The organism is Microbacterium hydrocarbonoxydans (genome assembly GCF_000956475.1).
GTDB classification, from domain to species: Bacteria; Actinomycetota; Actinomycetes; order Actinomycetales; family Microbacteriaceae; genus Microbacterium; species Microbacterium hydrocarbonoxydans_A.
This window is the reverse complement of record NZ_JYJB01000005.1, coordinates 274155-300514: the sequence shown is the minus strand read 5'-3', so window position 1 is coordinate 300514 and position 26360 is coordinate 274155. Positions and strand designations below refer to the sequence as shown.

Genomic DNA, 26360 nt, shown 5'->3' with positions numbered 1-26360 from the left:
AGGTGGGGCGCCGGGAGGAACCCCGGGTTCAGGGAGCGAAGGGGCCGACGTCGGCCGTGGTCAGCGGCTCGCGCATCGCGTGAGCGGGCGTCAGCTCGTGTGCGCCCACGTCTGCCGCGCCGGTGCGCTTGCGCCCCTCGATGTCGTCACGGACCCAGGCGGAATGATCCTGCGTCGCCGCATCCACGGCGGGGCTGCCTGCGCCGATGCGGAGCACGTCGGCCGCGTCGCGCACGAGACGCGGATCGACGCGGATGAACCCGCCGGCGGGCAGGTCGCCGTCGGCGGCGGCGCCCCACAGGATGTTGCCTGCCCAGGTGAAGCCCGTCCCCGTGGGCACGGTGGCGAGCGTGCCGGAGTCGCCGACCAGGATGTTGTCGACGATCACGCAGTCGGCGGGCGGGATCGGCCGGTGCGTCTCGCCCGAGATGCCGCCCGTGTTGCCGACGATCGTGTTGAGCGCGACGCGCACACGGTCGACCGCGTCGTTCTTGTTGCGCGAGTTGGCGGGCTCGCCCTCGTAGTGGTCGCGCACCGTGCCAGCGCCGAGCACGATCGCCGTGTCGGCGGTCTCGCCGATGTAGTTGTTCACGATCACGTGGTCATTGCCGTAGATGCGGATGCCGCGCTCGCCGCGGATGATGTGGTTCGATTCCACCCGGGTGCGGTTGCCGTGACGGAGGACGATGCCGCCTCCGCTGTCGCGGATCGTGTTGAAGCGCACGACGTTGTCACTCGACTTCACCGAGATCGCCTCGGGGTCGCCGTTCGTGCGCTCGAACAGGTTGTACTCGACGGTCGCCCGTGCGCTGCTGAGAGCACGGGGGCTCACGCCGAGCCGAATCGGCTCTCCGCCGTTGTCTCCGGCGAAGCTGTGATCCGAGAAGTAGTTGTGGTGGATGTGCACGTTCTCGGCCATCTCGGTCGAGTTCGCTCCCTCGACGCCGAGGAAGATGCCCAGCGTCGACTTGTGATGGAAGTGGTTGTACTCGATCACCGTGTTGTCGGCCCGCACCATCATGCAGTGCATCCCCTCGATGTCCGCGAGAGTGAACTCGTTGCGGCTGAGGGTGATCGCGTTGCAGGTCGGCGCGATCTCGATCGTCGTCGACTGCGTGAAGACGAATCCGCTGATGACGATGTCGTGCGCGTCCTGGAACAGGAAGCTCTGCGAGCCCGTGAGCGTCACTCCGCCGATCGAGGCGGCCATGATCGTGAGCGGCTTGTTCCAGCGTCCGCCGGCTCCCGTGAGATCGATCGGCGCCCCGTCGGGAACGGCGTAGGTCCCGTCGGCGACGATGATGGTGCCGCCGTCGGTCGTCGAGGCGATCGCCGCGCGCAGTTCGTCGATGCTGGACACGTGCGAGTAGGGGCCGCGTCCCGGCAGCATCGGCACGACGCGAGCGGATGCCGCGGGGCGGCCGAGCACGGTGGCTCCTGCCTGCTGCGGCAGGGTGATGGCCGCAGCGGCGCCGGCGACCGCGGACAGGATGAAGGTTCTGCGTTTCATGGGATTCCTCCTCGTTGAGGGATGGCCCTTCGTCTCGGTCGCCTTCGGCGTCCTCGCTCAGGAACCGGGGTTTGTGGTGGACCTTTCGGCTCGGTCGCCTGCGGTGGCCTCGCTCAGGAACCGGTGCGTCGGTCAGGAACCGGGGTTCAGGAAGAGCTCGATCACGGGCACGGGGGAGTGGGGACGCTGGATCGGCAGCTGCAGAGTGAGAGTGCCCTCGGGCAGCCCGCCCATCAGCGTGTTCTGGGCCACGCGGTCGGGGTCGATGTGCAGGGGGATCAGCTCGGAGGCATCCGTCATCAGCTGGGCGTAGGCCACCTTGCCGGCGAGTCCCGGCAGATGCAGGTGCTTGAACGGCCAGGAGAAGAGGTGCACGTAGAGCCGGTCGCCGCGCAGCGTGTAGCGGGTGTCGCTCGGTGCCTTCCAGGGCGCCGGGCCTGCACCGTGGATCGAACGCGCGTGGTCGTCCATCCACGTCGCGATCTCGTCGAACGTCCGCTGCGCGACGGGGTCGATCCGACCCCGGCCGTCAGGCCCCACGTTCAGCAGCAGGTTGCCGTCTTTCGACACTCCGTCGATCAGCAGCTTGATCAGCGACTCCGAGCTCTTGGAGTCGAGGTTGTCGCGGTCGTAGCCCCAGCTGCCGTTGAGCGTCTGACAGGCCTCCCACGCGACCGGCTCGCCGTCGCGCGTCATCGGCTCGAGGGGCTGGTACTGCTCGGGAGTCACGATGTCGCCGGGAATCCCGAGCCGATCGTTCACGATGATCTGCGGCTGCAGGGCCCTGACCATGCAGAGCAGGTTCTCGGCATCCCAGTCCTCCGCTCCCTTGCCGCCCCAGTAGTCGGCGCGGTGGGTGTAGGAGAAGTCGAAGAACAGGTAGTCGATCTGCCCGTACCCCGTCAGCAGCTCGCGGACCTGGCCGTGCAGATAGCGCTGGTAATCGCGGATGTCTCGATCGGCGGCGGCGGTCTTGAAGTCCTCGTCATCGCGCTGCGGATGCGTGCCGTCGACAGGGAACGACCGGTGGTGCCAGTCGATCAGCGAGTAGTAGAGACCGACCCGAAGCCCTTCGGCACGGCACGCCTCGACGAACTCGGCGACGGCATCGCGGCCGAACGGGGTGTTCATCGAGGTGTAGTCAGTGAGTGCGGAGTTCCACAGGCAGAAGCCGTCGTGGTGCTTCGCGGTCAGCACGACGTAGCCCGCGCCCGCGGCCTTCGCCGTGCGCGCCCACGCTCGCGGGTCGTAGCGATCCGGGTCGAAGTGCGCGAAGTACGGCTCGTACTCGGCATCCGTCATGCGCTCATGGTTCTTGACCCACTCGTGCCGGGCGGCCAGTGAATACAGGCCCCAGTGCACGAACATACCCAGGCGTGCGTCGGTGAACCAGGTGAGGGATGCGGATGCCGTCATGAGGGGTCTCCTTCGGAGGGCGCAGGGGATGCCGGGGCGACGAGCGCTGCGCGGAGAGCCGCGAGCTCCTCGATCGTGAAGCCATGGGCGAGCAGATACTCGGCGGCCGATCCCCATTCGGCATCGAGCGCGGCGAGCGTCGCGCTCATCACCTCGGCAGGGGACTCGGTCGCGAGCATCCAGGCGTGCTGCGACTTCGGGTACTTCGCCGCGAGGCGCTCAGACGTCGCGCGACGGTGCTCCGCCGGGATGAGCTGCGAGGTGAGGGCGTAGTCGGAGACGACGGCATCGCGGTCGGCGCCGACCGCCGAGAGCACGAGCGCGATGACGACCCCGGTGCGATCCTTCCCCGCGGTGCAGTGCACGAGGGTGGGCTCGCCCGCTGCGATCATCCGGGCGGCGGCGACCAGCTGCGCGGAGGATCCGCTCAGCAGGTGCGCGTAGATCTCGCCGAGGCTGTAGTCCTCGAGAAAGAAGGACCTGGTCGATCCGAGGTACAGGGGCAGCCGCGTGATCGCGACGCCCTCGAGCGCCGTGACGTCCTCCGCCGCCTCGTCGTCGGCGCGCAGATCGAGGATCCGGCGGATGCGGGTGCGCAGAGCATCCGCTCCTTCCTCGTCGAGGCCGGCGAGGTGGCCCGACCGGAACAGCCGCCCCTCGCGGATCACGCCCCCCGCCGCGGACATGCCGCCGACGTCGCGGAACCCTGTGAGCCCGTCGACTGCGATCACCGTCACGGCTCAGCCCTTGAGCGCGCCGGACGTGAGTCCGCGGGCGAAGGAGCGCTGGAACAGCAGGAACACGATCACCGAGGGTGCGAGAGCCAGCAGCGACGCCGCCATCACGACGCCTGGCGTGACCTCCGGCTCGATGCGGAGCGTCCGCAACGCGAGGGGGAGCGTGTAGGTGGCGCTCGACTGCGAGACGAGCAGGGGCAGCAGATACTGATCCCAGATCATCGTGAAACCGAACACTCCGATCACACCGAGCGCCGGCTTGCACAGCGGGACGATGATCTGCGCGAACACGCGAAGCTCGCTGGCGCCGTCGATGCGGGCGGCCTCTTCGAGTTCGAGCGGCACGTCCTTCATGAACTCGGTCATCACGAGGATCGAGAACGCCCATGCTCCGAGGGGGACGATCATGCCCGCGAGGGTGCCCATCAGGTTCAGGTGGACCACGGGCAGGTCGGCGAGCAGGATCGACAGCGGAAGGGCGAGGATCTCCTCGGGCAGCATCATCGTGGCGAGGATCGCGACCATGACCAGGGCGGAGAAGCGGAACTTCTTGCGGGCCAGGGCGTATCCCGCGAGCACCGACACGATCACCTGCAGCAGCAGGCCGAAGCCGACCACGAAGAACGAGTTGGCGAGGTAGCCGAGAACGCCGAAGTCGAAGGCGATCGCGAAGTTCTCGAGCGTCGGGCGGTTCGGGATCACGCTGAGGTCGGTCGGGTCCGACACCTCGCTGAAGGCGCCGGACAGCAGGGCGATCAGGGGTCCGGCGAAGAGGGCGACGACCACGGCGTAGATCACGACCTTGACGGCGATCCCGACGACGGTGCGGCTCTCGGTCAGGCCCAGGGCCGTGTCTGTTCCGACGCTCATGCGTCCTTCTTCCTGCGGGTCATCAGCTGCACCGCGAGGGTGAGCACGAGGGTCGCGAGGAACAGCAGCACGGCGCCGGCGGAGCCGACTCCGAGCTTGCCCTGCTCCAGGCCGAGCTTGTAGAGGAGGGTCATGACGACCTCGGTCGCGCCGTTCGGGCCGCCGTTGGTCATCAGGAACACCTCGGTGAACACCCGGAACCCGCGGATCGCGGCAAGGATGAACAGGATCGTGAACACGGGGCGCAGACCGGGAAGCGTCACGTGGACGATGCGCTGCCAGCGGTTGGCTCCGTCGACCGTCGCAGCCTCGTACAGGCCCCGGTCGATGCCGGCGAGGCCGGCGAGGATGATCATCATGTCGTAGGGCCCGCCGCGCCAGATGCCCATCAGCATGACCGACCACATGGCCGAGTCCGGGCTGTTGATGTACTCGCTGGGGCCGAGGCCGACGAGTCCGATGATGTTGTTGAGGAACCCGTCGGCCGACGGGTAGTACATGATGCGCCACAGCTCCGCGACGACGGCCATGGGGACGACGACCGGGAGGAACGCGGCCGAGCGGATGAACGAGAGCTTGCGGGTCTGGCCTTCGAGCAGCAGTGCGAGCAGGAACCCCAACAGCAGGCATCCGACCGTCTGGCCGACGGCGAGGATCACGGTGTTGATCGTGGCATCGCGGAACGCGGGGTCGGAGAGGATCACCTGGTAGTTCTGCGCGCCGACGAACTCGTTGCCGAGGTACGGGCGCACGTTCTCCACCGACATCTGGATGGCCTGGACCATCGGGATGTAGCGGAACACGAGGAAGAGCAGGAGGGCGGGCGTGAGGAACGCCCACGGGATCCACCACTGGCCCTGCGTGCGGTGGCGGCGACGCCGCCGGGCGGGCGGCGGGAACGCGATGGCCCCCGCCGCTGCCTTGGGAGCGTCTGCCGCCGTGGCGGCGTCGGCTGCGTGGATGGTCACTGCTTGAGGATTCCCTGCGTCAGGAGCTCGGCCGTCAGCTTGCCGTCGAGCTTGGTGAGTTCGTCTTCGACGTCGAGCGAGCAGTCGGCGAGGAGGGCGTTGATGGTGTCGGCGCTCATCTGGCGCACCGGGGTCCAGCTCGGGATGGTCGGGGCGTAGTGGCCGCTGTCCTTGTAGGCGTCGGCGAACGTCTTCCAGCGGGCGTCGTCGCGGACGTCGGCGATGTCGACCTTCTCGTTGACGGGGAGCTGGATGGCGAACGCCTCGGTGCCCTCCATGCCGAACTTCTGCGCCTCGGGGCTGATGTACCAGTCGGCGAACGCCGTCTGCCCCTTCTCGTTCTCGGAGCCGGCCATCAGGTACACCGTGCCGCCCTCTGCGAGCACCGAATGGTCCTTCGGCCCCTCGGGCATCGGGACGACCTCGTACTTGTCGGCGCCGAGCACCTTGTCGAAGCGCGGCATCATGTACGGCCCTGTGACGTACATTCCGGTGACGCCCGATTCGAAGGTCTCATTCGTGGGCGGGGTGTCCATGCTGACGGCTCCCGGCTGGATGACTCCGGCCTTGCACTGCAGGTCGCGGAACCACGTGGTGGCCTCGACCGCCTCGTCGGATGTCATCGAGGGAAGCCATTCGTCGCCCGAGCCGGTGATGAAGTCGCCACCCGCCGACCACAGGAAGTTCGAGAAGTACCAGGAGGCGTACCCGCGCTTGGTGGAGCCGGGAACCGCGAGGCCGTATGTGTCGGCCTGGCCGTCGCCGTCGGGGTCGTTCTTGGTGAAGGCCGTCGCGACCTCGAGCATCTCGTCCCAGTTCGTCGGAGCCTCGAGCCCCAAGTTCTGCAGCCAGTCGCTGCGGATGTAGAGAGCGTTGGCCTGGGCGGAGTAGGGGATGCCGTAGGTCTTGCCGTCGACCGCCTTGCCGGCGTCGATGGCCTGAGGCGACAGGTCCTTCGAGTTCTTGATGTCCTTGAGGTCGATCTCGCGCAGGATTCCCTGCGTCTGCATCGTGCCGAGCTGGCTGACGTCGTTCAGGACGATGTCGGGAAGATCCTTCTGACCCGCGCGCTGAGCGAGCTTGGTCTCGAAGTCGTCGAAGATCGCGGTGACCTCGGCCTTGTAGCCGGTGGCCTCGGTGAAGGCCTCGACCTGCCGGATGGTCGCCGCCTCGCTGGCGCTGCCGGGTGTGGTTCGGGTCCACACCTCGAGCACGGCCTCATCGTCCTGCTTCACGCCGGATCCGCCGCCGGCAGCGGGTGCCGCACTGGTGCAGCCGGCGAGCGCGAGGGTGGCGACGCCGAGGACGGCGGCTGCTTTCATCTTTGTGTGCATGGGTTCTCCCAGGTTTGGCAAACGCTTGCCACTTTGCAAGACGTCGTTGGCGAATCTAACCTAGGGATGCGAGCGCTGTCAATCATTGATCGGATGTTTCGCCTTCGAAGGAGATCGCATGGAACGTTTTAAGCTGCGTCTGGTCATGGAGGAGCGACGTCGATCCGACGTCTATCCGGCCGAGGTCCTGGCCGGTATCGACCGTATCGCGGACCTGGTCAGGCCGTTCCTCACCGCGCAGGAGCTGGCCGACCAGCCCGAGGCGCTGCGCGATGTCGATGTGCTGCTCACCGGGTGGGGCGCGCCCGTGATCGATGCGGCGCTGCTCGAGCGCGCGCCACGGCTGCGGGCCGTGCTGCATGCGGCGGGTTCGGTCAAGCATGTCGTGACCGACGCGGCATGGGAGCGCGGGGTCGTCGTCGTCTCGGCGGCGGCGGCGAACGCCGAGCCGGTCGCGGCGATGACGGCGGCCCAGATCCACCTCGCGGCGCGCGGTGTTCCAGGGTCTCGTCGTGTCTACCGCGCCGAGCGTTCTCTGGCCGCGTCGCGTGTGGCCTCGGGGGCGCGAGAGAGCACCGTGGGCCTGGTGGCGCTGGGGGAGATCGGCCGGCGGGTCGCGCAGAGGCTGCGCGGAACGGGCGTGCGGATGCTCGCTGCCGACCCGTTCGCGACCGCCGAAGCCGCCGAGGCTCTGGAGGTCGAGCTGGTCTCGCTCGACGAGCTGTTCGAGCGCTCGCAGGTCGTGAGCCTGCACGCACCGCTGCTGCCGTCGACGACCGGGATGATCGGCGAGGCGCTTCTCGAGCGGATGCCGCAGGGCGCGACCCTCATCAACACCGCTCGCGGGGGACTGATCGACGAGCCGGCGCTGATCGAGGTGCTCATCCGGCGAGCCGATCTGACCGCTCTGCTCGATGTCACGGTGACGGAGCCGCCGGCATCCGATTCGCCCCTCTGGACTCTCGACAACGTCGAGCTCACTCCGCATGTCGCGGGCTCGATGGGCGCTGATCGCGCCGCGATGGGACAGCTCGTCTGCGAGGAGCTGGAGCGCCTGATCGACGGTCGTCCGCTGCGGCACGAGATCACTCAGGAAGCGCTTGCTCGGATGGCCTGACCGGCAACCGCTTGCCAGGGTCATGCCGTCCGTGCCGATTGCGCGCAGGAGCGGTCGTGGGAAGGGCTGCGGACACTATGCTCAGAGCATGAGCTCTCCGGAAAGCCTTTCCCGGCAACGGCAGGCCCGCACGGCACGTGGCGCCGCCGCCACTCTGCACGACGTCGCCCGCGAGGCCGGTGTGTCGCTCGCCACCGCGTCCCGCGTTCTGAACGGGTCCGAGCGCAAGGTCGCCGAGTCGTTCCGCGAACGGGTGGAAGCTGCGGCGAAGGCGCTCGGGTACACGGCGAACGTCTCTGCGCAGGCCACGGCCCGGGGCACCTCGCCCGTGATCGCACTGCTCGTCGCCGACATCGCCGACCCGTACTTCGGGCTGCTCGCCTCTGGTGTGGCCCGCGGCGCGGACGAGCACGGGCTGGTCGTGACGATCGCGATCACCGAGCGCGACCCCGATCGTGAAGCGCGCATCATCCGGGCGCTGCGGGGGCAGCGTCCGCAGGGGCTCATCCTCTCGGCATCCCGCACCGATGACACCGAATCCGACACCGCCCGAGAGCTCGCCGATTTCGCCGCGCTCGGCGGGCGCATCGTGACGTTCGGCGCCGGAGGCGCAGAGAACACGCACGTCGAGATCGACAACCGCTCGGGCGCGGAGGAGCTCGGCAGACGCATGGCCGGGCTCGGCTACCGCTCGGCGATCGCGATCGGCGCAGCGTCCGGCGTCCGCACCTCGGACGACCGTCTCGCTGGCTTCCGCGCCGGTTTCGAGGGCGGCGGCGGCGCACTCGGGCGGGTGCTCCGCGGCGACTTCCGTCGGGAGTCCGGTGCAGAGCTCATGACCCAGGCGCTCGCGGAGGACATCGAGCCGGGCACGCTGGTCTTCTGCATCAGCGACGTCGTCGCGATCGGCGCGATGTCGGCGCTGCGTGCCGCCGGGCGCGAGATCGGGACCGACATCGCGGTGTGCGGCTTCGACGACGTCCCCTCCAGCATCGATGTCACGCCGGCTCTCACGACCGTGCGCATCCCTCTGGCCGAGGTCGGCTACCAGGCGTTCCGCGCGACCGTCGACGCCGACTGGGTGCAGCCGCCGCTGCCTCTCGAGGTCATCGTGCGCGCGAGCACTCCGGGCCTGTCATGACGCGGGTGGTCCTCGCGCCCGACAGCTTCAAGGGCACGATCACCGCAGCGGATGCCGCTGCCGCTCTCGCCGAGGGATGGGCCTCGACCGACCCGGCTGCGGAGTTCGTGCACCGGCCGATGGCGGACGGCGGAGAGGGAACCGTCGCGGCCTTCGCTGCGGCCGTGCCTGGTGCGCGGCCGATGCCGATCACGGTCGACGGTCCGGCAGGCGTGCCCGTCGAGACCTCCTGGCTGCTGCTGCCCGACGGCACCGCGGTGATCGATCTGGCGTCGACGAGCGGGATCGAGCTCCTCGACGAGCTGCGACCGTGGGATGCGGACACCACGGGTCTCGGCCAGGCGCTCGTGGCCGCGCTCGACCACGCAGTCGCGAGGATCGTCGTCGGAATCGGCTCGAGCGCCTCGACAGACGGCGGCACGGGGATGCTGTCGGCGCTCGGCGCACGGTTCCTCGATGCCGAGGGAGAGCCGGTCGCGCGCGGAGCGCGGGGACTCTCGGACATCGTCTCGGCCGATCTGTCGAACCTCAGAGCCGCTCCTGAGGTTCGCGTGCTCACCGACGTGACCAACCCGCTCGCGGGGCCTCGCGGCGCGGCCGCCGTCTTCGGACCGCAGAAGGGGCTCACGCCCGTGGATATCCCTGCGGTCGACGCCGAGCTTGCACGTGTCGCCGCGCTGCTCGAGCTCGATGCGGAGCTGCCGGGCACGGGCGCGGCGGGGGGAGCAGGCGGAGCGCTCGTGGCGTGGGGAGCGACGCTCGCGCCCGGCGCCGCCGAGGTGGCGGAGCTGATCGGACTCGCCGAGGCGATCGCCGAGGCCGACGTCGTGATCACCGGGGAGGGCTCCTACGACGGGCAGTCCGGCGACGGCAAGGTGCCCTCGTTCATCGCCGCGCTCGCGGCCTCGGCGGATGCCGCGGCCATGCTGGCTGCGGGCCGCATCACGGCGGATGCCGACACCTCTCTGTTCACGGCATCCGCATCGCTCACGGAACTCGCCGGTTCTTCGGCTTCCGCGCTCGCCGACCCCGCACGCTGGCTGCGTGCCGCCGGCGCGGCTCTCGCCGCGACCCGCTGGCCCTGAGCCTCGCGCGGGCTGCCATCCACCTCAGGCCTCAGATGCGATTGGCGCCGATCCGAACCGGATCAGCGCCACCCGCGTGCGGGAGCCGGTCTGTCAGCCGCCCAGCGCTGCCGACACGACGGCGCGGGCCTCGTCCTGGACCTCGGCGAGGTGCTCCGGGCCCATCAGGCTCTCGGCGTAGAGCTTGTAGACGTCTTCTGTACCGGACGGGCGCGCCGCGAACCACGCGTGCTCGGTCTGCACCTTGAGGCCGCCGATCGCCGCGCCGTTGCCCGGCGCGTGCGACAGCTTCGCCGTGATCTGCTCGCCTGCGAGGGTCGTCGCGCTGACAGCATCCGGTGCCAGCTTTCCGAGGGTCGACTTCTGCTCGGGCGTCGCCGGGGCATCCACGCGCTGGTAGGCGGAGGACCCGAAGGCCTCCTCGAGCTCGCGGTATCGCTCCGACGGCGTCTTGCCCGTCACGGCGATGATCTCGGCCGCGAGCAGGCACAGCAGGATGCCGTCCTTGTCGGTGGACCAGACCGAACCGTCCTTGCGGAGGAACGAGGCGCCAGCCGACTCCTCGCCGCCGAAGGCGACCGAGCCGTCGAGCAGACCGGGGACGAACCACTTGAACCCGACGGGGACCTCGAGCAGACGCCGTCCCAGAGACTCCGCGACGCGGTCGATGATCATCGAGGACACGAGCGTCTTGCCGATCGCGGCGTCCCGCGGCCACTCCGCGCGGTGCGAGAAGAGGTAGTCGATCGCGACGGCGAGGTAGTGATTCGGGTTCATGAGTCCGGCGTCCGGAGTGACGATGCCGTGTCGGTCGGCATCCGCGTCGTTGCCGGTGAGAACGTCGAAGTCGCCCTTCTTGGCGACCAGCGAGGCCATCGCCGAGGGAGACGACGGATCCATGCGGATCTTCTCGTCCCAGTCGAGGGTCATGAAGCGCCAGGTCGGATCGACCTCGGGGTTCACGACCGTGAGGTCGAGGTCGTACACCTCGGAGATCAGAGCCCAGTACTCGACGGATGCTCCGCCCAGCGGGTCTGCGCCGATGCGCACCCCCGCGTTGCGGATCGCGTCGACGTCGATGATCGAGGAGAGGTCGCGAACATAGGCGTCGCGGAAGTCATAGCTGCCGAGGGTGTCGGCATCGATGTCGGCGAAGCGGATGCGCTTGACGCCGTCGAGACCGGCGGCGATCAGCTCGTTCGCGCGGTTGGCGATCCAACCAGTGGCGTCGGTGTCGGCAGGTCCCCCGTGCGGGGGGTTGTACTTGAAGCCCCCGTCGCGCGGCGGGTTGTGGCTCGGAGTCACGACGATGCCGTCCGCGCGGCCGGCGTCATCCGCAGACAGGGCGCGGTTGTAGGTGAGGATCGCGTGGCTGAGCGCCGGAGTCGGCACCCACGCATCGCGGGCGTCGACGCGCACGTCCACGCCGTTCGCCACGAGCACCTCGATCGCGCTGCGCTCGGCGGGCAGCGAGAGCGCGTGCGTGTCGCGGCCGAGGAACAACGGGCCCGAGATGCCCTGGCCGTTGCGGTAGTCGACGATCGCCTGCGTGGTCGCGAGGATGTGGTTCTCGTTGAAGCTGTTCGAGAGGGATGAGCCGCGATGACCGCTGGTTCCGAACACGACGCGCTCCGAGGCGACGTCGGGATTCGGCTGGCGATCGTAGTACGCGGCGATCAGTTCGTCGACATCGATCAGGTCAGTTTCCTCCGCGGGGAGGCCGGCACGGCTGGTCATGCAGACAGTCTGCACCGACCGAGCCGTTCGCGCACCTCGGACTTCTGAGGGGCGCAGGTATTCGAGCCGAAAACCCGGCGTCGAGCGGACCGGGAGGACAGGGCTAAGGTGAAACGCGTGACCGAACGCCGCACATACAGCTACCTGGGACCTGCAGGAACCTTCACGGAAGCGGCGCTCGACCAGGTTCCCGAAGCTCGCGGGCAGGACTGGCGCGCTGTGCACAACGTCGGCGAGGCGCTCGACGACGTGCTCTCCGGCAGATCGTACGCCGCCATGATCGCGATCGAGAACTCGATCGAAGGTGGCGTCTCCACCACGCAGGACGCGCTGGCGACGCTCCCAGGGCTCCGCATCATCGGCGAATATCTCGTGCAGGTGAACTTCGTGCTCGTGGCACCGCGGGGAACCCCGCTGTCCGACGTGCACGTGATCGCGGCCCATCCCGTCGCCTACGCGCAGTGCCATGGCTGGCTCGGCGCGCATCTGCCCCAGCATGCGCATGTGCCCGCGGCATCCAACGTCGCCTCCGCCATCGGCGTGCTCGAGGGCACTCTGCCGGCCCAGGCGGCGATCGCCCCTCCCGGCATCGTGCGCCACTACGACGTCGACGTGCTCGCAGAGGACATCGGCGACAACAAGCAGGCCGTCACCCGCTTCGTGCTCGTGACGCGGACGACCCGATCACCCGAACCGACCGGCGCCGACAAGACCTCGCTGATCGTCGAGCTGCCGCATGATCATCCGGGGTCGCTCCTCGAGATGCTCGAGCAGTTCTCCACTCGCGGCATCAACCTCTCGCTCATCGAGTCGCGCCCGATCGGCGACGAGCTCGGCCGCTATCGGTTCGTGATCGACGCCGACGGCCATGTCAACCATGAGCGCATGGCCGATGCTCTGCTCGGCATCCGCCGGTTCAGTCCCCGCGTCGTCTTCCTCGGCTCGTACCCGCGCGCCGACCGGCAGATCGTGCAGTATCCGGAGAGGTACGAGGACGAGGTGTTCGTCGAGGCGCGTGACTGGCTGCGCGGCATCCTCACGGGCGAGCCCGAAGACTGACGGCAGGGCATCCGCATCCCGGCCGTAGGCAGACGGACCCGCCTCGGACGGGCCCGGCCGCTCGACCCCGCTCAGTGCTCCCGGAACATCGGCCAGGCGCTGCCCGGCGTCATATGCGTGTGCAGCGCTCCCTTGGCCGATTCCAGACTGGGGTAGGTGCCCACTGCGGCGTCGGAGCCCGCCATCACCACCGTGTAGCCGTCGCCGTCATGGCGGATGCTGCCCACCACTCCGTTCGTGCCGTAGGCGACCCACAGCGCCAGGGTCTTCGTCGTGCTCATCATCGAACCCCTTCCATCGGGGCCGACGCTACGCCCCTGGTCGGAGAAAGACCAGGGGTTGACAGCCGGGTGTCGGGAGATCAGATCGAAGCGGCGATGAGCTCGAGCGTCTGCGCGCGACCGGGTGCTGCGTCGCGCGGCTCGGCCTCGTAGGCTCCGGCGACCGGCGACAGCATGACCTCGTCGACCCCGTGGCGCTCGGCGAACGAGCGCACCTCGGCGGCGACGGACTCGCCGGTGCCGACGAACCAGCGCTCACGCGCGGCGGCGACGACCTGATCGGTGGCGGCATCCGACTCCGCTGCGGCCGCCTGCTCGACGGTCTCGAGTGCAGTCAGCGGCTGGTTCAGGCGCAGCCTCGCCATCATGCGCAGCTGCGGGAGCGCCCTGGCTTCGGCCTCCTTCTGCGTGGGAGCCGCGACGGCGTTGACCGTCAGGAACGTGCGGGGCTCGGGGTGCTGCTCGCTGGGGCGATAGCCGGAGCGGTACAGGTCGAGCGCTCGGTCAAGGCCCTGGCCCGAGAAATGGTTCGCGAACACGTAGGGCAGGCCGGCGGATGCTGCGAGCTGCGCCGAATAGTCGCTCGAGCCGAGCAGCCAGATCTCGGGCGCCCCGGTCGCCGCCGGTGTGGCGTGCACGGTGTACTCGCCGCCCGAGGTGAAGCGCACGGTCGCACCCTCGCCGCCGAGAAGAGCGCCGATGTCCTGCACGTGGCGGGGGAACTGCTCGACATCGCTCGTGGTGCCCGAGCCGCGCAGCAGCTGCGTGATCACCGGGTCGCTTCCCGGTGCGCGTCCGAGACCGAGATCGACGCGTCCGGGCGCGATGGCCTCGAGGGCGGCGAACTGCTCAGCGACGATGAGCGGCGCGTGGTTGGGGAGCATGACTCCGCCGGATCCGAGGCGGATGCTCGTCGTGCGCGTCGCCGCCGCCGCGATCAGGACCGGGGGAGTCGTGGATGCCACGGCCGGCATGTTGTGGTGCTCGGCGAACCAGTAGCGGCGGTATCCCAGCCGATCTGCGGTCTGCGCGAGGCTCAGCGAGGCGGAGATCGCCTCGGCGCTGGTCTGCCCGGTGCGCACCGGGACGAGGTCGAGGACGGAGAGCGAGGTGGAAGTCATCACCTGGCCCAACGGTCAGGGAGGGCGGGGCATTCCCCGCCCTCCCTCGAGCGTGTCGTCTGCGCCTCAGGCGGCGACCGGCTTGCGTGACTCGAACGCCTCGGCGAGAGCCGCGCGCCCGAGTCGGTACCGGATGTGCCACGCCGCGCTGTAGCTCTGCTCCGGGAGCGACTCGAGCAGAGCCCTGTCCTCGGTGCAGAGACCTTCACGCGCGGCTTCGCGCAGGAGATCGTCTCGCAGAGCCGGGTACTCCATGCTGGCGAGGAAACGATCGAGCGTGGGGGAGAGCAGCATGATGGTCGTCCTTTCCGTGTCGGAGTTGCTCCGCCGCGGAGGTTCCGCAGACGGGTCGACGCGGGGCGGACGCGTGGTCCGCCCCGCCATGGTTCAGGCGTCGATCGCCTGCCTGCTGTCGCGCGACTCGACGTCGATCTTGCGCGGCTTGGCGCGTTCACTGACCGGGATGATCACGGAGAGCACGCCGCTCTCGTACGAGGCGCTGATCTTGTCGAGATCCACGCCCTCGCCGAGGGTGAACTGGCGCAGGAACTGGCCCGCGCCGCGCTCGCGTGCGAGCCAGCGCACGCCTTCTCGGCTGTCGGCCGTGCGCTGCGCGCGGATCGTGAGCTGCGAGCCGTCGAGGTCGACGTCGACCGACCCGGGGTCGACACCGGGAAGGTCTGCGTGAAGGACGTACTGCTCCCCGTCGCGGAACAGGTCCACCGGCATCAGCCGGGGTGCGCGAACGGAGTCGAGCACGCTCGCGGCGAAGCGATCGAGCTGACTGAACGGATCGAATGACAGTGCCATGAGGGTCTCCTTTCGTGCGAGGTTTTCACGAGACTTATCTGCATCTCGTGCTATAGATTTGTTATAGAACAACCCCGCGATTCAATGCAAGCCCTCGGGAAGGAAATCTCTCCACATGGTCGAACGAGACTCCCAGATGCCGGTCTACGGGATCGCGGTGGCGGCGCAGCTGCTCGGACTGCCCGAAGCGAGCCTGCGTCTGTTCGAGGCTAAGGGCCTGCTCACCCCGGCCCGCAGCGACGGGGGCACCCGCCGATACAGTGATGACGACATCGCGCGGCTGAGGCGCGTGACCGACCTCCGAGACGAGGGCATCAACATCGCCGGCATCCGTCGGGTGCTCGACCTGGAAGACGAGAACGCGAGCCTGCGCGAGCAGGCGGAGGACGGTCTATCAGGGGGTTGACCGCCGAGTTCGGCAGGCGTAGTCCGGGAGCATGGAGAGATTCCGCGACCGCAGAGAGGCCGGACGGATGCTGGCGGCTCGCCTTCGTGAGACGCCGCCCCCGAACGCGGTCGTCCTGGGGCTGCCGCGTGGCGGCGTGCCGGTCGCGGCCGAGGTGGCGCGGGCGCTCGACGCGCCGCTCGATGTTCTCGTCGTACGCAAGCTCGGCGTCCCATGGCATCCGGAGGTCGCGATGGGAGCGGTCGGAGAGGGCGGCGCGACCGTGCTCAACACCGAGGTCACGGCCGCGGCCAGGGTCGGCATCGGCGACCTCGAGAAGGTCGAAGCCCGGGAACGGCGCGAAGTCGAGATGCGCGTGCAGCGGTTCCGGCCCGGACATGGCCCCGTGTCGCTGAGAGAGCGCACCGCGGTCATCGTCGACGACGGCATCGCCACGGGAGCCACCGCCCGCGCGGCGTGCGCGATCGCGCGGGCCCGTGGCGCCGCATCCGTCGTCGTCGCCGTCCCCGTGGCAGCGCCCGACGCACTCCGAGCGCTGACCGAGGCCGATCGGGTCGTCTGCCTGAGTGCGCCCGAGGACTTCATGGCCGTCGGCATGCATTACGTCGACTTCCGGCAGGTGGAGGAGGGCGAGGTGGTCGATCTGCTGCGGGCCTCTCGCTGAGCGTTCTGGTCCCAGTACCGTGGGGGGCATGGATGCTGAGCTCTTCTACATACTGGTCGGCAGCGTCGTCGTCGCGGCGATCTCCCGCTGGCGCGGGTGGCCGGCGCCGCTCGTCGTCACGGTCGCGGCGCTCGCGGCATCCTTCCTGCCCTTCGTGCCCGACCTCGACATCGACGGGCACGTCCTGCTCAACCTCGTCCTGCCGCCGCTGCTGTACTCGGCGGCCCTCGACGTCTCGTTCGTGGGGTTCAAGCGCAGCCTGCCGCAGATCCAGCGACTCGGCATCTGGCTCGTGCTGTTCACCACGCTCGCGGTCGGGCTGGTCGCCTGGCTGATCCTGCCCTCGCTGACCCTGCCCGGCGCGCTGCTGCTCGGGGCGATCGTCGCCCCGCCCGACGCCGTGTCGGCAGCGGCGATCGGACGCAAGCTGGGGCTCCCGCGGCGCATCATGAACGTGCTCTCCGGAGAGAGCCTGATCAACGACGCGACATCGCTGACGCTGTACCGCGTGTTCGCGCTCATCCTCGCGGGCACCACCGTCACCATCCCGAACGGGGTCTGGCAGTTCGTGCTGGCCGTGGTCATCGGCGTGGCGATCGGTCTCGTCTTCGGCATCGGCCTGCACCAGCTGCGCATGCGCATCGGGGATGCGGTCGTGATCGGCACGTTCGGCCTGCTCGCGCCGTTCGGCGCCTACGCTATCGCCGAGCACCTGGGCGGCTCGGGTGTGCTGGCGGTGGTCGCGATGGGCATCTACGTCGGCTACAACTCGCCGCGCACCGACTACACGACGCGCCAGCAGGAGAAGCCCCTGTGGTCGTCGGCCGACCTGCTGCTCGAGAGCTTCGTGTTCGCGTACATCGGTCTGCAGTTCCCGCGAGTGCTCAACGACCTGGGCAGCGAGTCGGTCGGACAGATCCTGTGGCTGTCGGGTACCGTGCTCCTGGTCGTGCTGGTGGTGCGCCCGCTGTACGTGTTCCCGGCGAACGCCTGGGCGAACCGCTCCGATCGGCGACGGCTCGCGAGGGTCGACCGGGGCATCGAGTCGGGCGCGTTCGACCAGCGACGCAAGAAGTCTCGGCGCTGGCGGAAGTACAGCTCCGAGGAGCTGCGGACGCAGATCGTGCGCGAGCGGATGGCGGGACTCCAGCTCACCTGGAAGGACAATGCGGTCATCTCCTGGGCGGGAATGCGCGGCGTCGTCACCCTGGCGACCGCGCTCGCCGCGGCCGACCTGGCGACGGGTTCGAGCGGTTCGCTGTCCGATACGACCCTCGGCGCCGAGGCCTCGCATGCGATCGTCGTGGTCGCGTTCATCGTCACGGTCGGCACGCTGCTGCTGCAGGGGATGACGCTGCCGTTGCTGATCAGGCGGCTCGGCATCGCAAGCGACAGCGAGCAGGAGGAGGATGCGGCGGCTCTCGCGGCCGTGCAGGCGAAGACGAGAGAAGCGGGCAAGGAGTACCTCGCGGCCAAGCGCGTGGAGTGGGAGTCGAGGCACGGCAGCATCGACCTCAGCGTCTTCGACGCCTTCGCCAAGAGGATGACGCGCGTCGAGAAGGATGCCGATCAGGCTCAGCAGGTGGAGGATGCGGTCGCCCGGCCGTCGTACGAGGAGCTCGCCGCGCTGTCGCGGGGGTGGCTGCAGGTGCGGCGCGAGATCGTGCTGGCCGAGCGGGACGCGGGCAATCTCGACGAGGAGGTCATGCGGGAGCTGCTGGCCGCGATGGACGCCGAGGAGCTCGCACTCGACACGCGAGGGGTGATTCGGCAGGAGCGGTGAGCCGCGGCATCCGCTCTTCGCGTCCACAACTCCTCAAAGATCGCCGTCTCGCGCGGCAAGGCCGACGTGTTTCCGCGGATCCTCGACCGTCGAGCCGCGACACTTGAGGAGTTATGAACCGCAGGCGATCCCGATCGCGCGAGAGCGCCCGCACGGAACGGGGCGCTCTCGCGTGATCGGGACCGATCAGCGCGCGCCGACCGTCTGCTTGTCGGCGTCTGCCTCGCCCGCCTCATCACCCGAGTCGTCCGCGAAGGGGAGGCCTTCGCGCGGGGCGTTGTAGAGGTCCTCGTCGAGGATGCCCTCGCGCTTGGCCACGATGGTCGGGACGAGCGCCTGACCTGCGACGTTGACCGCGGTGCGGCCCATGTCGAGGATCGGGTCGATCGCGATGAGCAGGCCGACGCCCGCGAGCGGCAGGCCCAAGGTCGACAGCGTCAGGGTGAGCATGACGATCGCGCCCGTGGTGCCGGCGGTCGCCGCGGAGCCGACCACCGAGACGACGACGATCATGATGTACTGCCACCACTCCAGATTGATGCCGAAGAACTGCGCGACGAAGATCGCGGCGATGGCCGGATAGATGGCGGCGCAGCCGTCCATCTTCGTGGTCGCGCCGAGCGGCACCGCGAAGGAGGCGTAGGAGCGGGGCACGCCGAGGTTGCGCTCGGTGACGCGCTCGGTCAGCGGCAGGGTGCCGATCGAGGAGCGGCTGACGAAGGCCAGCTGCACGGCCGGCCAGACACCCGAGAAGTACTGCCTGATCGACAGGCCGTTGGTCTTGATGAGGATCGGGTAGACCACGAACAGCACGAGCGCCAGGCCGATGTAGATCGCGATCGCGAACCAGCCGAGCGAGGCCAGCTTCTCCCAGCCGTACTTGACGACCGCCGCGCCGATCAGGCCGAAGGTGCCGAGCGGGGCGATGCGGATGATCCACCACAGCACGCGCTGGATGACCTTGAGCAGCGACTCGGTGAACGCGAGGAAGGGCTCTGCCTTCTTGCCGGCCTTGAGAGCCGCGATGCCGACGGCCACGGCGATGACGATGATCTGCAGCACGTTGAAGCCGATGCTCGAGGTTGCGCTGCCGGTCTCGGCGTCGACCGAGGTGCTGACCGTGAGGCCGAGGAAGTTCTGCGGGATGAGGCCGGTGAGGAAGTTCCACCAGGTGCCGACCGTGTAGGGGTCGCCCTCCTGCAGGCCTTCGCCGGCGCGGGATCCGGGCTGGATGATCAGGCCCAGGCCGATGCCGATGACCACGGCGATGAACGCGGTGTACGCGAACCACAGCAGCGTCTGGCCGGCGAGACGTGCGGCGTTCTGCACGCGGCGCAGATTCGAGATGCTCGCGACGATCGCGGTGAAGATCAGCGGGATGACAGCGGCGCGCAGCAGCGTGACGTAGGAGCTGCCGATCGTGTCGAGCGTGGCCGAGAGGCCGGTCGGCGCGTCGACTGTCGCGCCGGTGTTGCGGGCGATCAGGCCGGCGACGATGCCGAGGACGAGCGCGGCGATGATCTGGAAGCCGAACGAGGTCAGCAGCTTGCGGGCGGGGCCGCGGGTGTCGGGCGCTTTGGCGGCGCGCGTGGTGGTGCTCATAGCGGTGGGGAACTCCAGGAAGAACGGCGTGCCGTGTGCACGCGTGATGGTCCAACGCTATGTCTGGCTGGGAATTCCCTGGGTGAGGATGACGAAGGATGACGGATGCCGACGGCATCCGTCATCCCGGCTCCGGTCGTTGAGCGAGCGCAGCGAGACGAAACGTCTCAGGCCGTGCACTCGTCGTAGTTGTCCTGCAGGATCTTCTGGGTCAGGTCGGCGTCGTCGGTGCTCGACGCCTGATCCTTGCCCTGTGCGATGTAGTTCAGGGTGTCGTTGCTGAGCTTGGAGTCGACGAGGTAGCCGGCGAAGCAGTCGGCGGCGTCTTCGGTGAAGACGTCGCCCTGGCCCTGCGACTCCATGAACTTGACGAGTCCGTCCGAGACCTGGTCGACAGTGGGGCGGCTCGCGCTGCATGCGGCGAGCGAGAGCGCGAGAGCCGCGACGGGCACGGCGAGCAGCAGGCGGGCGGGTGTGCGCAGGTTCCGGTCGATATTCATGCCCCCACGCTACGCCGCTCACAGCCGATCGATAGGGAGAAGTGATGGGGAGGAGTGCCCATGCGGGGGGTGCGTCAGCTCGCACAGTGGCGGCACATCCGTTAGCTCGCGCGGCGGCGTCCGTCCACGAGCGGCGTCGCGAAGTCGGCTGAGGAGACCTCGTCGATGAACGAACCCGGCGACGCATGCAGCGCCTCTGAGATGCGCACGAGCGTCAGGATGCTCAGCATCGAGCGGCCCGATTCATAGCTGCGGATGTTCGAGGAGTCGATTCCGCTGAGCACCGCCAGCTGGTCCTGCGTGAGCCCCTTGCTCTTGCGTTCCGCCGCTATCCGAGCGCCGATCCTGGCGGCAGCGGCGGAGGGAGTACGGGGCACCCGACAAGCCTGATCGCGCCCGGTCGATCACGCCAGGGCGCAGGTCCCCGGGTACTTGTACACTCACGATGTGAACAAGGGGACGGATGCTGCGCCTGAGCAGCTGGTGAAGTCGCGCAAGCGCGTGGCTGATCATGGCGAGGTGTTCACTCCGCGATGGCTGGTCGACGACATGCTCGATCTGATCAAGGGGGAGACGGAGCGCATCGATTCCCGGTTCCTCGAGCCCGCGTGCGGATCGGGGAACTTCCTGGTGCCGGTGCTGGAGCGCAAGCTTGTCGCGGTGCAGGCGCGTCACGGACGGAGCGAGTTCGAGAAGCGGCACTACGCGCTGTTCTCGCTGATGTGCATCTACGGCATTGAGTTGCTCGCCGACAACGCCGCAGAATGTCGCGAGAACCTGAAGGGTACTTTCGCCCGGTATCTCAAGCTGGATGATCGTTCGTCGAGCGATGAGCGCAGAGACGAGACGACACGCGCCGGCGACGCTGAATGGCTCCGAGCCGCATCCACCGTCGTCGAAGCGAACATCATCCAGGGTGACGCGCTCGCGATGACCACCGCTGATGGCGAACCCATCGCGTTTCCCGAGTGGGGCTACTTGGGGCGCGGGAAGTACCAGCGACGCGACTTCCGCCTGGACACGCTTACGCAGCGCGCGTCGGCCTCGGAGGGTCTCTTCGCCCACTTCGAAGAGCATGAGATCTTCACGCCCATTCGCAGCTATCCGGTGATGACTGTGAAGGAGCTCGCGGTATGAGCGAACAGGCGGCCTTCGCTCTTCGCAGGCACAATCCCGACGTCCTCACGTGTATCGCGAACCTCTCGAACGACGAGGTCTTCACGCCGCCCGAGTTCGCGAACGAGATGCTCGACACCCTCGAACGGGCCTGGGCGGAGTCGAACGACGGCGCGTCGATCTGGGCCGACCCCGATGTCACCTTCCTCGACCCGTTCACGAAGTCTGGGGTCTTCCTGCGCGAGATCACGAGACGGCTGACCATCGGGCTCGAGTCCCAGATCTCCGGTCTCGAGGAACGTGTCGATCACATCCTCACGAAGCAGGTCTTCGGCATCGGCATCACGCGTCTCACCGCTCTTCTCGCCCGGCGCAGCGTCTACTGCTCGAAGGACGCGACCGGCGAGCACTCGATCGCGAGCGGCTTCGATCGCGACTGGGGCAATATCTGGTTCGAACGGACCGAGCACACCTGGGCAGGGCGCAGGAAGGTGCGGCGCGCCCATCCGCTCACGGGCGACGAGCAGGTGATCGAGCAGGACGGGACGGGGCGTTGCGTGTTCTGCGGCGCCTCGGAAGCCGAATACGGCCGTGACTCCGATCTCGAGTCCCATGCGTACGCACTCATCCACACCCACGACATCAAAGCTCGCATCGCCGAGCTGTTCGGAGCCGAAATGCAGTTCGACGTCATCATCGGCAACCCGCCTTATCAGTTGAGCGACGGTGGATTCGGAACTTCCGCAGCGCCGATCTATCAGCTCTTCGTGGAGAAGGCGCTTGAACTCGATCCGCGCTACGGAGTGTTCGTCACGCCATCACGCTGGTTCGCGGGCGGCAAAGGTCTCGACGCCTATCGCGAGCGGATGCTGGGCGATCATCGGATGCACGACATAGTCGACTATCCGAAGCTTTACGAGGCGTTCCCCGGTGTCAAGATCCGCGGCGGCATCTCTTACTTCCTTTGGGACCGCGACTACGACGGCCCCTGCACGGTTCAGACGATGTGGGACGGCCAGCCTGTCGGCGAACCCGTCGCGAGATATCTGGACGCGTTCGATGTGCTCGTCCGTTGGAACGCCGCGGTTCCGATTCTGGAGAAGGTGCGGGCGAAGGGGGAGCCGACGCTTGACGCGCAGGTCTCGTCTGGCAAGCCCTTCGGTCTTCGCACCTTCGTACACGGGAGCGCCACAGTCGAGGGACTGAAGGACCCGGTGAAGCTCTTCGGTTCGCGCAAGATCAGTTGGATCGAACGGGAGCGAATAGAGGCGAACTCGGCGTGGATCGACCAGTGGAAGGTTCTCATGACCGCGGTCCAGGGTACGAGCGCAGCCGTCGAAACCAAGTTTCTCTCTCGCCCCATCGTGGCTGGCCCAGGGACGGCGTGCACCGAAACCTACATCGTCGCGGGTCGATTCGACACAGTCGATGATGCCAATCGCATGGCACAGTTTCTCCGCACTCGTTTTGTGCGGTTCCTGGTCTCGCTTCGCAAATCCACTCAGCACGCGACGCGTGACGTCTACGCATTCGTCCCGGCTGTTCCACTTGATCGTGAGTGGACCGACGAATCGCTGTACGTGCGCTACGGCTTGACAGACCAGGAGATCGCGTTCATCGAGTCTCAGGTCGCCTCCCATGACGTGGTAAACGTGGAGGAGGATGCGCTCGCAGAGGATGATGCCGGTGCCTAAACAGCTCGACGAGCTCTTCGAACCGAAGCCGGAGTCCCGCCTCCGCATCTATGCGTATTCGATCGCCGACGATGCGCATTCAGGCCTCCTCAAGGTCGGCCAGACGACGAAGGATGTCGGGGCCCGCGTCGCGCAGCAGGTCAAGACCGCGGCCATCCAGAATTACGAGATCGTGCTCGACGAGCCGGCAGATCGCCACGATGGGACGACGTTCAGCGATCACGAGGTGCGGGCTCGTCTCAAGCAGAAGGGCTTCAAGAACCCCACGCTCGAATGGATGGAATGCACGCTCGACGACGTCCGCACGGCGATCGCCGAGCTTCGGTCCGGTCAGGTCTTCGGGGGGACCCATCACGCAGACTTCCTGATGAGAGCCGAGCAGCAGGCTGCGGTCGATAAGACGTTCGGCTACTACCAGTCGCGATGGTCCGAGGACTCCGACGCCGTCCCCGAGTTCCTCTGGAACGCCAAGATGCGCTTCGGCAAGACGTTCACGACCTATCAGCTCGCGAAGAAGCTCGACGCGAGGCGGGTTCTCGTCGTCACGTTCAAGCCCGCCGTCGAAGACGCCTGGGAGGCGGACCTCAAGAACCACATCGACTTCGACGGGTGGCAGTACATCTCGAAGGCGACGGGTGGCGACCCGGCATCCGTCGATTCTGAGCATCCGCTGGTCTTCTTCGGGTCCTTCCAGGATCTGATGGGGCGCGACGCGGCCGGAAACTTCAAGGCCAAGCACCAGTGGCTCACCGAGCTGAGCTGGGACCTCGTCGTATTCGACGAGTATCACTTCGGTGCCTGGCGCGACGCGGCCAAGGAGCTGTTCGAGGGGGAGGACGAGAAGGCCAAGAAGAAGGCGACAGACGACGAGTTCGGTGCCGACCTGGAGAAGTTCGCCGAGGAGCGCGAAGAGCAGGGTCTCGACGAGGATGCCTTCGTTCCGATCAAGGCGAACGCCTATCTATACCTCTCTGGCACGCCGTTCAAAGTCCTCAACGAGGGCCGCTTCATCGAAGAGCAGATCTTCAACTGGACCTACACCGACGAGCAGCGGGCCAAGGCAGAATTCACCCGGCAGCATCCTGATCTCCCGAATCCCTATGCCTCCCTGCCCGAGATGCGGCTGCTCACCTACCAGATGCCCGACGAGCTCCTCGCGATCGCCAGTCAGGGCGAGTTCGACGAGTTCGACCTCAATGCCTTCTTCGAGGCGAAGGGCACGGGGGCGGATGCTGAATTCGTGCACAAGGATGACGTGCAGAAGTGGCTCGACATCATCCGCGGCAACTATGCGCCGACGCAGGTTGATGCGCTGAAAGCCGGTCAGCGTCCTCCTTTCCCGTACTCGGACACGCGTCTGCTTCCGTATCTGCAGCACTCCCTTTGGATGCTGCCGTACCGCGCATCCTGCGATGCGATGAAGAACCTGCTCTCGGAGCCGCACAACGTCTTCTGGCACGACTACACGGTCGTGAACGTCTCGGCGCCGGGTGTTGGCGTCGGACTCGCGGCCCTGCCGCCGGTGCGCGATGCGATCGGCAACGGCCATGACACGAAGACCATCACGCTCACTGTCGGCAAGCTCACCACCGGCGTGACGGTGCCTCAGTGGTCGTCGATCCTCATCCTCCGCAACCTGCAGGCGCCGGAGACGTACTTCCAGGCGGCGTTCCGGGTGCAGTCGCCGTGGACCATCCGAAACCCGGAAGGTGATGACCCGTCGCGGACCGAGATCCTCAAGCCGGTCTGCTTCGTCTTCGACTTCGCGCCGACCAGGGCTCTCCGGCAGATAAGCGAGTACGGACGCGGATTGGCGCCGGAGAACCCCAACCCGGAGCGCGCGGTCGAAGAGCTCGTCTCGTTCCTGCCGGTGCTCGCATACGACGGCTCGCACATGACGCAGGTGGACGCCGCGGGCATCCTCGACATCGCCATGTCGGGTACCTCTGCGACCCTCCTCGCGCGCAAGTGGGAGTCGGCTGTGCTAGTGAACGTCGACAACCTGACGCTGAAGAAGATCATGTCGTCCGAGGCCGCGATGAACGCCGTGATGAACATCGAGGGCTTCCGTGCGCTCGGCTCGGCCGTTTTCGAGACCGTCGTGAACAAGAGCGAGGCCGTGTCGAAGACCAAGAAGGCGAAGGGCGACGACATCACACCGGGGGAGAAGAAAGAGCTCTCTGCGGAGGAGAAGGAGTACAAGTCCAAGCGCAAGCAGATCCAGGAGAAACTGATCAAGTTCGCTACCAGGATCCCCGCGTTCATGTACCTCACCGACTATCGCGAGAACACCCTGTACGACGTGATCACGAAGATCGAGCCTGACCTGTTCCAAGCAGTGACCGGCCTCACTGTCGACGACTTCAACCTCCTCGTCGGTCTCGGCGTCTTCAACGCCGGGCACATGAACCAGGCGGTGTTCGCGTTCCGCCGCTACGAGGACGCGTCGCTGTCGTATACGGGCATCGAGTCGCACGAGGGACTCCGGCACTACGGGCTGTATGACACGGTCGTGGCGGTCGAATCGTGACGATGCTCACCGGCCACCTCGGAGCCGCCAGCATCCTCGCGTGGATCACGTCCCTGGCCGAGAGAGGTCCATGGAATCGCCGTTGATCACACGCGTTGAACGTCCTCGCGATGAAGGTCCGTTGATCGAGGCCAGAGATGGTGTGGACCCCTGGACCTGGGCCGTACCTCTCCCGTATCGCGCCCTCGCTGATCCACACAGGGCTGCCATCATGCCCGCGGCGCCGACGCCGCGGACCGACGAACTCGACGCGGTCGGCTACTTCGCCTGCCTCCAGTCGTTCCTCACGTACTCGTTCGGCTGGACCCGGCACGACAGAGGCCTCATCTGGTGGTGCGACGCAGGCATGCCGGTCGACGATCCACGGTTCGCCCTGATCCGCGACGTCTGGGTCGCCGACGGCTTGCTCGACACGTACATCGACTGGTGCTCGACCCATTCGGTGATGACTGCCCTCGATGCACTCGCCACGCGCGTCGATCGTCGGCCTCTCGACCTCCCGATCGAGTGGCGCCGACGACTTCCCGGTCAACCGGGCGACGTGGATCCGACCAGCGCCTACGGCAAGCACCTCGAATCCGGTGGCCACATCAGCGGTCCGTCGGAACCGACGAGCGCAGCCGGCACGCGGGTCTTCCGTGGCGACGACGGCTCGCCGCGGGCGACCTTCGTGAGCGACGTCGTCGAGGGGTGGTACGCATCGCTCGCCGCGCGGGGAGCGGACCTTCCGGCGCTGATCGACGACCGCAGCTGGCACGTCGACGTCTTCGTCAAGCCGATCGGCTTCTTGGGAACGTACCGCCGATCGCGGTCGACCGGACTCTGGTTCTCGGGGCGACACGCACTGCACAGCGTCGGAAACTGACGGCGGCTCCATCC

Annotated in this window: 25 protein-coding genes; 11 read left to right on the top strand and 14 right to left on the bottom strand. The window is 67.7% G+C overall.

Going from position 1 to position 26360, the window contains the following annotated elements:
• Positions 1-28 precede the first annotated feature (28 nt).
• The 6 genes from RS84_RS03730 to RS84_RS03705 form a co-directional block, all read right to left on the bottom strand.
• Positions 29-1510, bottom strand: coding sequence for a polysaccharide lyase 6 family protein (locus RS84_RS03730; protein WP_045256394.1), 1482 nt, complete (start codon positions 1508-1510; stop codon positions 29-31).
• Positions 1511-1642: 132 nt separating this feature from the next.
• Positions 1643-2926, bottom strand: a complete 1284-nt coding sequence (locus RS84_RS03725; protein ID WP_045256393.1) for an alpha-L-fucosidase — start codon at positions 2924-2926, stop codon at positions 1643-1645.
• Entirely contained in the window at positions 2923-3663 is a 741-nt protein-coding gene (locus tag RS84_RS03720; RefSeq protein WP_052676195.1) for a tyrosine-protein phosphatase, read from the bottom strand. The genes RS84_RS03725 and RS84_RS03720 overlap by 4 nt, the downstream gene beginning before the upstream one ends.
• A 3-nt stretch (positions 3664-3666) precedes the next feature.
• Positions 3667-4533, bottom strand: a complete 867-nt coding sequence (locus tag RS84_RS03715; RefSeq protein ID WP_045256392.1) for a carbohydrate ABC transporter permease — start codon at positions 4531-4533, stop codon at positions 3667-3669.
• The gene (locus RS84_RS03710) at positions 4530-5501 is read right to left on the bottom strand and encodes a carbohydrate ABC transporter permease (protein WP_045256391.1); all 972 of its coding nucleotides are present in this window, start codon (positions 5499-5501) and stop codon (positions 4530-4532) included. The genes RS84_RS03715 and RS84_RS03710 overlap by 4 nt, the downstream gene beginning before the upstream one ends.
• Positions 5498-6835 carry an ABC transporter substrate-binding protein gene (locus tag RS84_RS03705; protein ID WP_045256390.1) on the bottom strand — a complete coding sequence of 446 codons (1338 nt, stop codon included), beginning with the start codon at positions 6833-6835 and terminating at the stop codon, positions 5498-5500. The genes RS84_RS03710 and RS84_RS03705 overlap by 4 nt, the downstream gene beginning before the upstream one ends.
• 118 nt (positions 6836-6953) lie before the next feature.
• On the opposite strand from RS84_RS03705, the gene RS84_RS03700 reads away from it, so the two are divergent.
• The 3 genes from RS84_RS03700 to RS84_RS03690 all read left to right on the top strand — a co-directional run bounded on the left by RS84_RS03700 (position 6954) and on the right by RS84_RS03690 (position 10178).
• On the top strand, positions 6954-7952 hold the full coding sequence (locus tag RS84_RS03700) for a hydroxyacid dehydrogenase (protein ID WP_045256389.1): 999 nt from the start codon (positions 6954-6956) through the stop codon (positions 7950-7952).
• An 88-nt stretch (positions 7953-8040) separates the two neighbouring features.
• The gene (locus RS84_RS03695) at positions 8041-9093 is read left to right on the top strand and encodes a LacI family DNA-binding transcriptional regulator (RefSeq protein ID WP_045256388.1); all 1053 of its coding nucleotides are present in this window, start codon (positions 8041-8043) and stop codon (positions 9091-9093) included.
• Positions 9090-10178 carry a glycerate kinase gene (locus RS84_RS03690; RefSeq protein ID WP_045256387.1) on the top strand — a complete coding sequence of 363 codons (1089 nt, stop codon included), beginning with the start codon at positions 9090-9092 and terminating at the stop codon, positions 10176-10178. The genes RS84_RS03695 and RS84_RS03690 overlap by 4 nt, the downstream gene beginning before the upstream one ends.
• 93 nt (positions 10179-10271) lie before the next feature.
• On the opposite strand, the gene pgm is transcribed toward RS84_RS03690, so the two are convergent.
• Positions 10272-11915 (bottom strand): phosphoglucomutase (alpha-D-glucose-1,6-bisphosphate-dependent), encoded by a 1644-nt coding sequence (pgm, locus tag RS84_RS03685; protein WP_045256386.1) that lies wholly within the window; start codon positions 11913-11915, stop codon positions 10272-10274.
• A 108-nt stretch (positions 11916-12023) separates the two neighbouring features.
• Here pgm and pheA point away from each other — a divergent pair, with 108 nt between their 5' ends.
• Complete coding sequence (gene pheA / locus RS84_RS03680) at positions 12024-12974, top strand: prephenate dehydratase (RefSeq protein WP_045256385.1); 951 nt, start codon at positions 12024-12026, stop codon at positions 12972-12974.
• A gap of 71 nt (positions 12975-13045) precedes the next feature.
• Here pheA and RS84_RS03675 read toward each other — a convergent pair whose 3' ends face one another.
• From RS84_RS03675 to RS84_RS03660, 4 genes are all read right to left on the bottom strand, one after another.
• Positions 13046-13255 (bottom strand): hypothetical protein, encoded by a 210-nt coding sequence (locus RS84_RS03675; protein WP_045256436.1) that lies wholly within the window; start codon positions 13253-13255, stop codon positions 13046-13048.
• Between the two features lie 80 nt (positions 13256-13335).
• Positions 13336-14376, bottom strand: coding sequence for an LLM class flavin-dependent oxidoreductase (locus tag RS84_RS03670; protein ID WP_200891960.1), 1041 nt, complete (start codon positions 14374-14376; stop codon positions 13336-13338).
• Between the two features lie 66 nt (positions 14377-14442).
• Positions 14443-14670 carry a DUF2795 domain-containing protein gene (locus RS84_RS03665; protein WP_045256383.1) on the bottom strand — a complete coding sequence of 76 codons (228 nt, stop codon included), beginning with the start codon at positions 14668-14670 and terminating at the stop codon, positions 14443-14445.
• Positions 14671-14763: 93 nt separating this feature from the next.
• Positions 14764-15186, bottom strand: a complete 423-nt coding sequence (locus RS84_RS03660; RefSeq protein ID WP_045256382.1) for an Hsp20/alpha crystallin family protein — start codon at positions 15184-15186, stop codon at positions 14764-14766.
• A 115-nt stretch (positions 15187-15301) separates the two neighbouring features.
• On the opposite strand from RS84_RS03660, the gene RS84_RS03655 reads away from it, so the two are divergent.
• The 3 genes from RS84_RS03655 to RS84_RS03645 are packed head-to-tail and all read left to right on the top strand — an operon-like array spanning position 15302 to position 18039.
• On the top strand, positions 15302-15592 hold the full coding sequence (locus tag RS84_RS03655) for a MerR family transcriptional regulator (RefSeq protein ID WP_045256381.1): 291 nt from the start codon (positions 15302-15304) through the stop codon (positions 15590-15592).
• A gap of 31 nt (positions 15593-15623) precedes the next feature.
• Positions 15624-16256, top strand: a complete 633-nt coding sequence (locus tag RS84_RS03650; protein WP_045256380.1) for a phosphoribosyltransferase — start codon at positions 15624-15626, stop codon at positions 16254-16256.
• A 28-nt stretch (positions 16257-16284) separates the two neighbouring features.
• Complete coding sequence (locus RS84_RS03645; RefSeq protein ID WP_045256379.1) at positions 16285-18039, top strand: cation:proton antiporter; 1755 nt, start codon at positions 16285-16287, stop codon at positions 18037-18039.
• A 186-nt stretch (positions 18040-18225) separates the two neighbouring features.
• Here RS84_RS03645 and RS84_RS03640 read toward each other — a convergent pair whose 3' ends face one another.
• From RS84_RS03640 to RS84_RS03630, 3 genes are all read right to left on the bottom strand, one after another.
• Positions 18226-19641, bottom strand: coding sequence for a dicarboxylate/amino acid:cation symporter (locus RS84_RS03640; RefSeq protein ID WP_045256378.1), 1416 nt, complete (start codon positions 19639-19641; stop codon positions 18226-18228).
• Between the two features lie 167 nt (positions 19642-19808).
• Positions 19809-20141, bottom strand: a complete 333-nt coding sequence (locus tag RS84_RS03635; RefSeq protein ID WP_045256377.1) for a hypothetical protein — start codon at positions 20139-20141, stop codon at positions 19809-19811.
• A 101-nt stretch (positions 20142-20242) separates the two neighbouring features.
• Positions 20243-20518, bottom strand: coding sequence for a helix-turn-helix domain-containing protein (locus RS84_RS03630; RefSeq protein ID WP_052676194.1), 276 nt, complete (start codon positions 20516-20518; stop codon positions 20243-20245).
• A gap of 106 nt (positions 20519-20624) precedes the next feature.
• On the opposite strand from RS84_RS03630, the gene RS84_RS03625 reads away from it, so the two are divergent.
• From RS84_RS03625 to RS84_RS03610, 4 genes are all read left to right on the top strand, one after another.
• Positions 20625-21278, top strand: a complete 654-nt coding sequence (locus RS84_RS03625; RefSeq protein ID WP_235281376.1) for an N-6 DNA methylase — start codon at positions 20625-20627, stop codon at positions 21276-21278.
• Between the two features lie 107 nt (positions 21279-21385).
• Positions 21386-22951, top strand: a complete 1566-nt coding sequence (locus RS84_RS03620; RefSeq protein WP_235281375.1) for an Eco57I restriction-modification methylase domain-containing protein — start codon at positions 21386-21388, stop codon at positions 22949-22951.
• The gene (locus tag RS84_RS03615) at positions 22944-25481 is read left to right on the top strand and encodes a GIY-YIG nuclease family protein (RefSeq protein ID WP_152641739.1); all 2538 of its coding nucleotides are present in this window, start codon (positions 22944-22946) and stop codon (positions 25479-25481) included. The genes RS84_RS03620 and RS84_RS03615 overlap by 8 nt, the downstream gene beginning before the upstream one ends.
• A 211-nt stretch (positions 25482-25692) precedes the next feature.
• Positions 25693-26346, top strand: coding sequence for a hypothetical protein (locus RS84_RS03610; RefSeq protein ID WP_045256375.1), 654 nt, complete (start codon positions 25693-25695; stop codon positions 26344-26346).
• The last annotated feature ends 14 nt before the right edge of the window (positions 26347-26360 follow it).

What these genes read in the sequence shown, in the direction of transcription:
- RS84_RS03635 (WP_045256377.1), bottom strand. Translation starts at nt 20,141, where the DNA reads ATGAATATCGACCGGAACCTGCGCACACCCGCCCGCCTGCTGCTCGCC.
- RS84_RS03660 (WP_045256382.1), bottom strand. Translation starts at nt 15,186, where the DNA reads ATGGCACTGTCATTCGATCCGTTCAGTCAGCTCGATCGCTTCGCCGCG.
- RS84_RS03650 (WP_045256380.1), top strand. Translation starts at nt 15,624, where the DNA reads ATGGAGAGATTCCGCGACCGCAGAGAGGCCGGACGGATGCTGGCGGCT.
- RS84_RS03690 (WP_045256387.1), top strand. Translation starts at nt 9,090, where the DNA reads ATGACGCGGGTGGTCCTCGCGCCCGACAGCTTCAAGGGCACGATCACC.
- RS84_RS03620 (WP_235281375.1), top strand. Translation starts at nt 21,386, where the DNA reads ATGCTCGACACCCTCGAACGGGCCTGGGCGGAGTCGAACGACGGCGCG.
- RS84_RS03725 (WP_045256393.1), bottom strand. Translation starts at nt 2,926, where the DNA reads ATGACGGCATCCGCATCCCTCACCTGGTTCACCGACGCACGCCTGGGT.
- RS84_RS03645 (WP_045256379.1), top strand. Translation starts at nt 16,285, where the DNA reads ATGGATGCTGAGCTCTTCTACATACTGGTCGGCAGCGTCGTCGTCGCG.
- RS84_RS03675 (WP_045256436.1), bottom strand. Translation starts at nt 13,255, where the DNA reads ATGAGCACGACGAAGACCCTGGCGCTGTGGGTCGCCTACGGCACGAAC.
- RS84_RS03700 (WP_045256389.1), top strand. Translation starts at nt 6,954, where the DNA reads ATGGAACGTTTTAAGCTGCGTCTGGTCATGGAGGAGCGACGTCGATCC.
- RS84_RS03655 (WP_045256381.1), top strand. Translation starts at nt 15,302, where the DNA reads ATGGTCGAACGAGACTCCCAGATGCCGGTCTACGGGATCGCGGTGGCG.
- RS84_RS03695 (WP_045256388.1), top strand. Translation starts at nt 8,041, where the DNA reads ATGAGCTCTCCGGAAAGCCTTTCCCGGCAACGGCAGGCCCGCACGGCA.
- pgm (WP_045256386.1), bottom strand. Translation starts at nt 11,915, where the DNA reads ATGACCAGCCGTGCCGGCCTCCCCGCGGAGGAAACTGACCTGATCGAT.
- RS84_RS03705 (WP_045256390.1), bottom strand. Translation starts at nt 6,835, where the DNA reads ATGCACACAAAGATGAAAGCAGCCGCCGTCCTCGGCGTCGCCACCCTC.
- RS84_RS03640 (WP_045256378.1), bottom strand. Translation starts at nt 19,641, where the DNA reads ATGAGCACCACCACGCGCGCCGCCAAAGCGCCCGACACCCGCGGCCCC.
- RS84_RS03610 (WP_045256375.1), top strand. Translation starts at nt 25,693, where the DNA reads ATGCCCGCGGCGCCGACGCCGCGGACCGACGAACTCGACGCGGTCGGC.
- RS84_RS03670 (WP_200891960.1), bottom strand. Translation starts at nt 14,376, where the DNA reads ATGACTTCCACCTCGCTCTCCGTCCTCGACCTCGTCCCGGTGCGCACC.
- RS84_RS03665 (WP_045256383.1), bottom strand. Translation starts at nt 14,670, where the DNA reads ATGCTGCTCTCCCCCACGCTCGATCGTTTCCTCGCCAGCATGGAGTAC.
- RS84_RS03715 (WP_045256392.1), bottom strand. Translation starts at nt 4,533, where the DNA reads ATGAGCGTCGGAACAGACACGGCCCTGGGCCTGACCGAGAGCCGCACC.
- RS84_RS03730 (WP_045256394.1), bottom strand. Translation starts at nt 1,510, where the DNA reads ATGAAACGCAGAACCTTCATCCTGTCCGCGGTCGCCGGCGCCGCTGCG.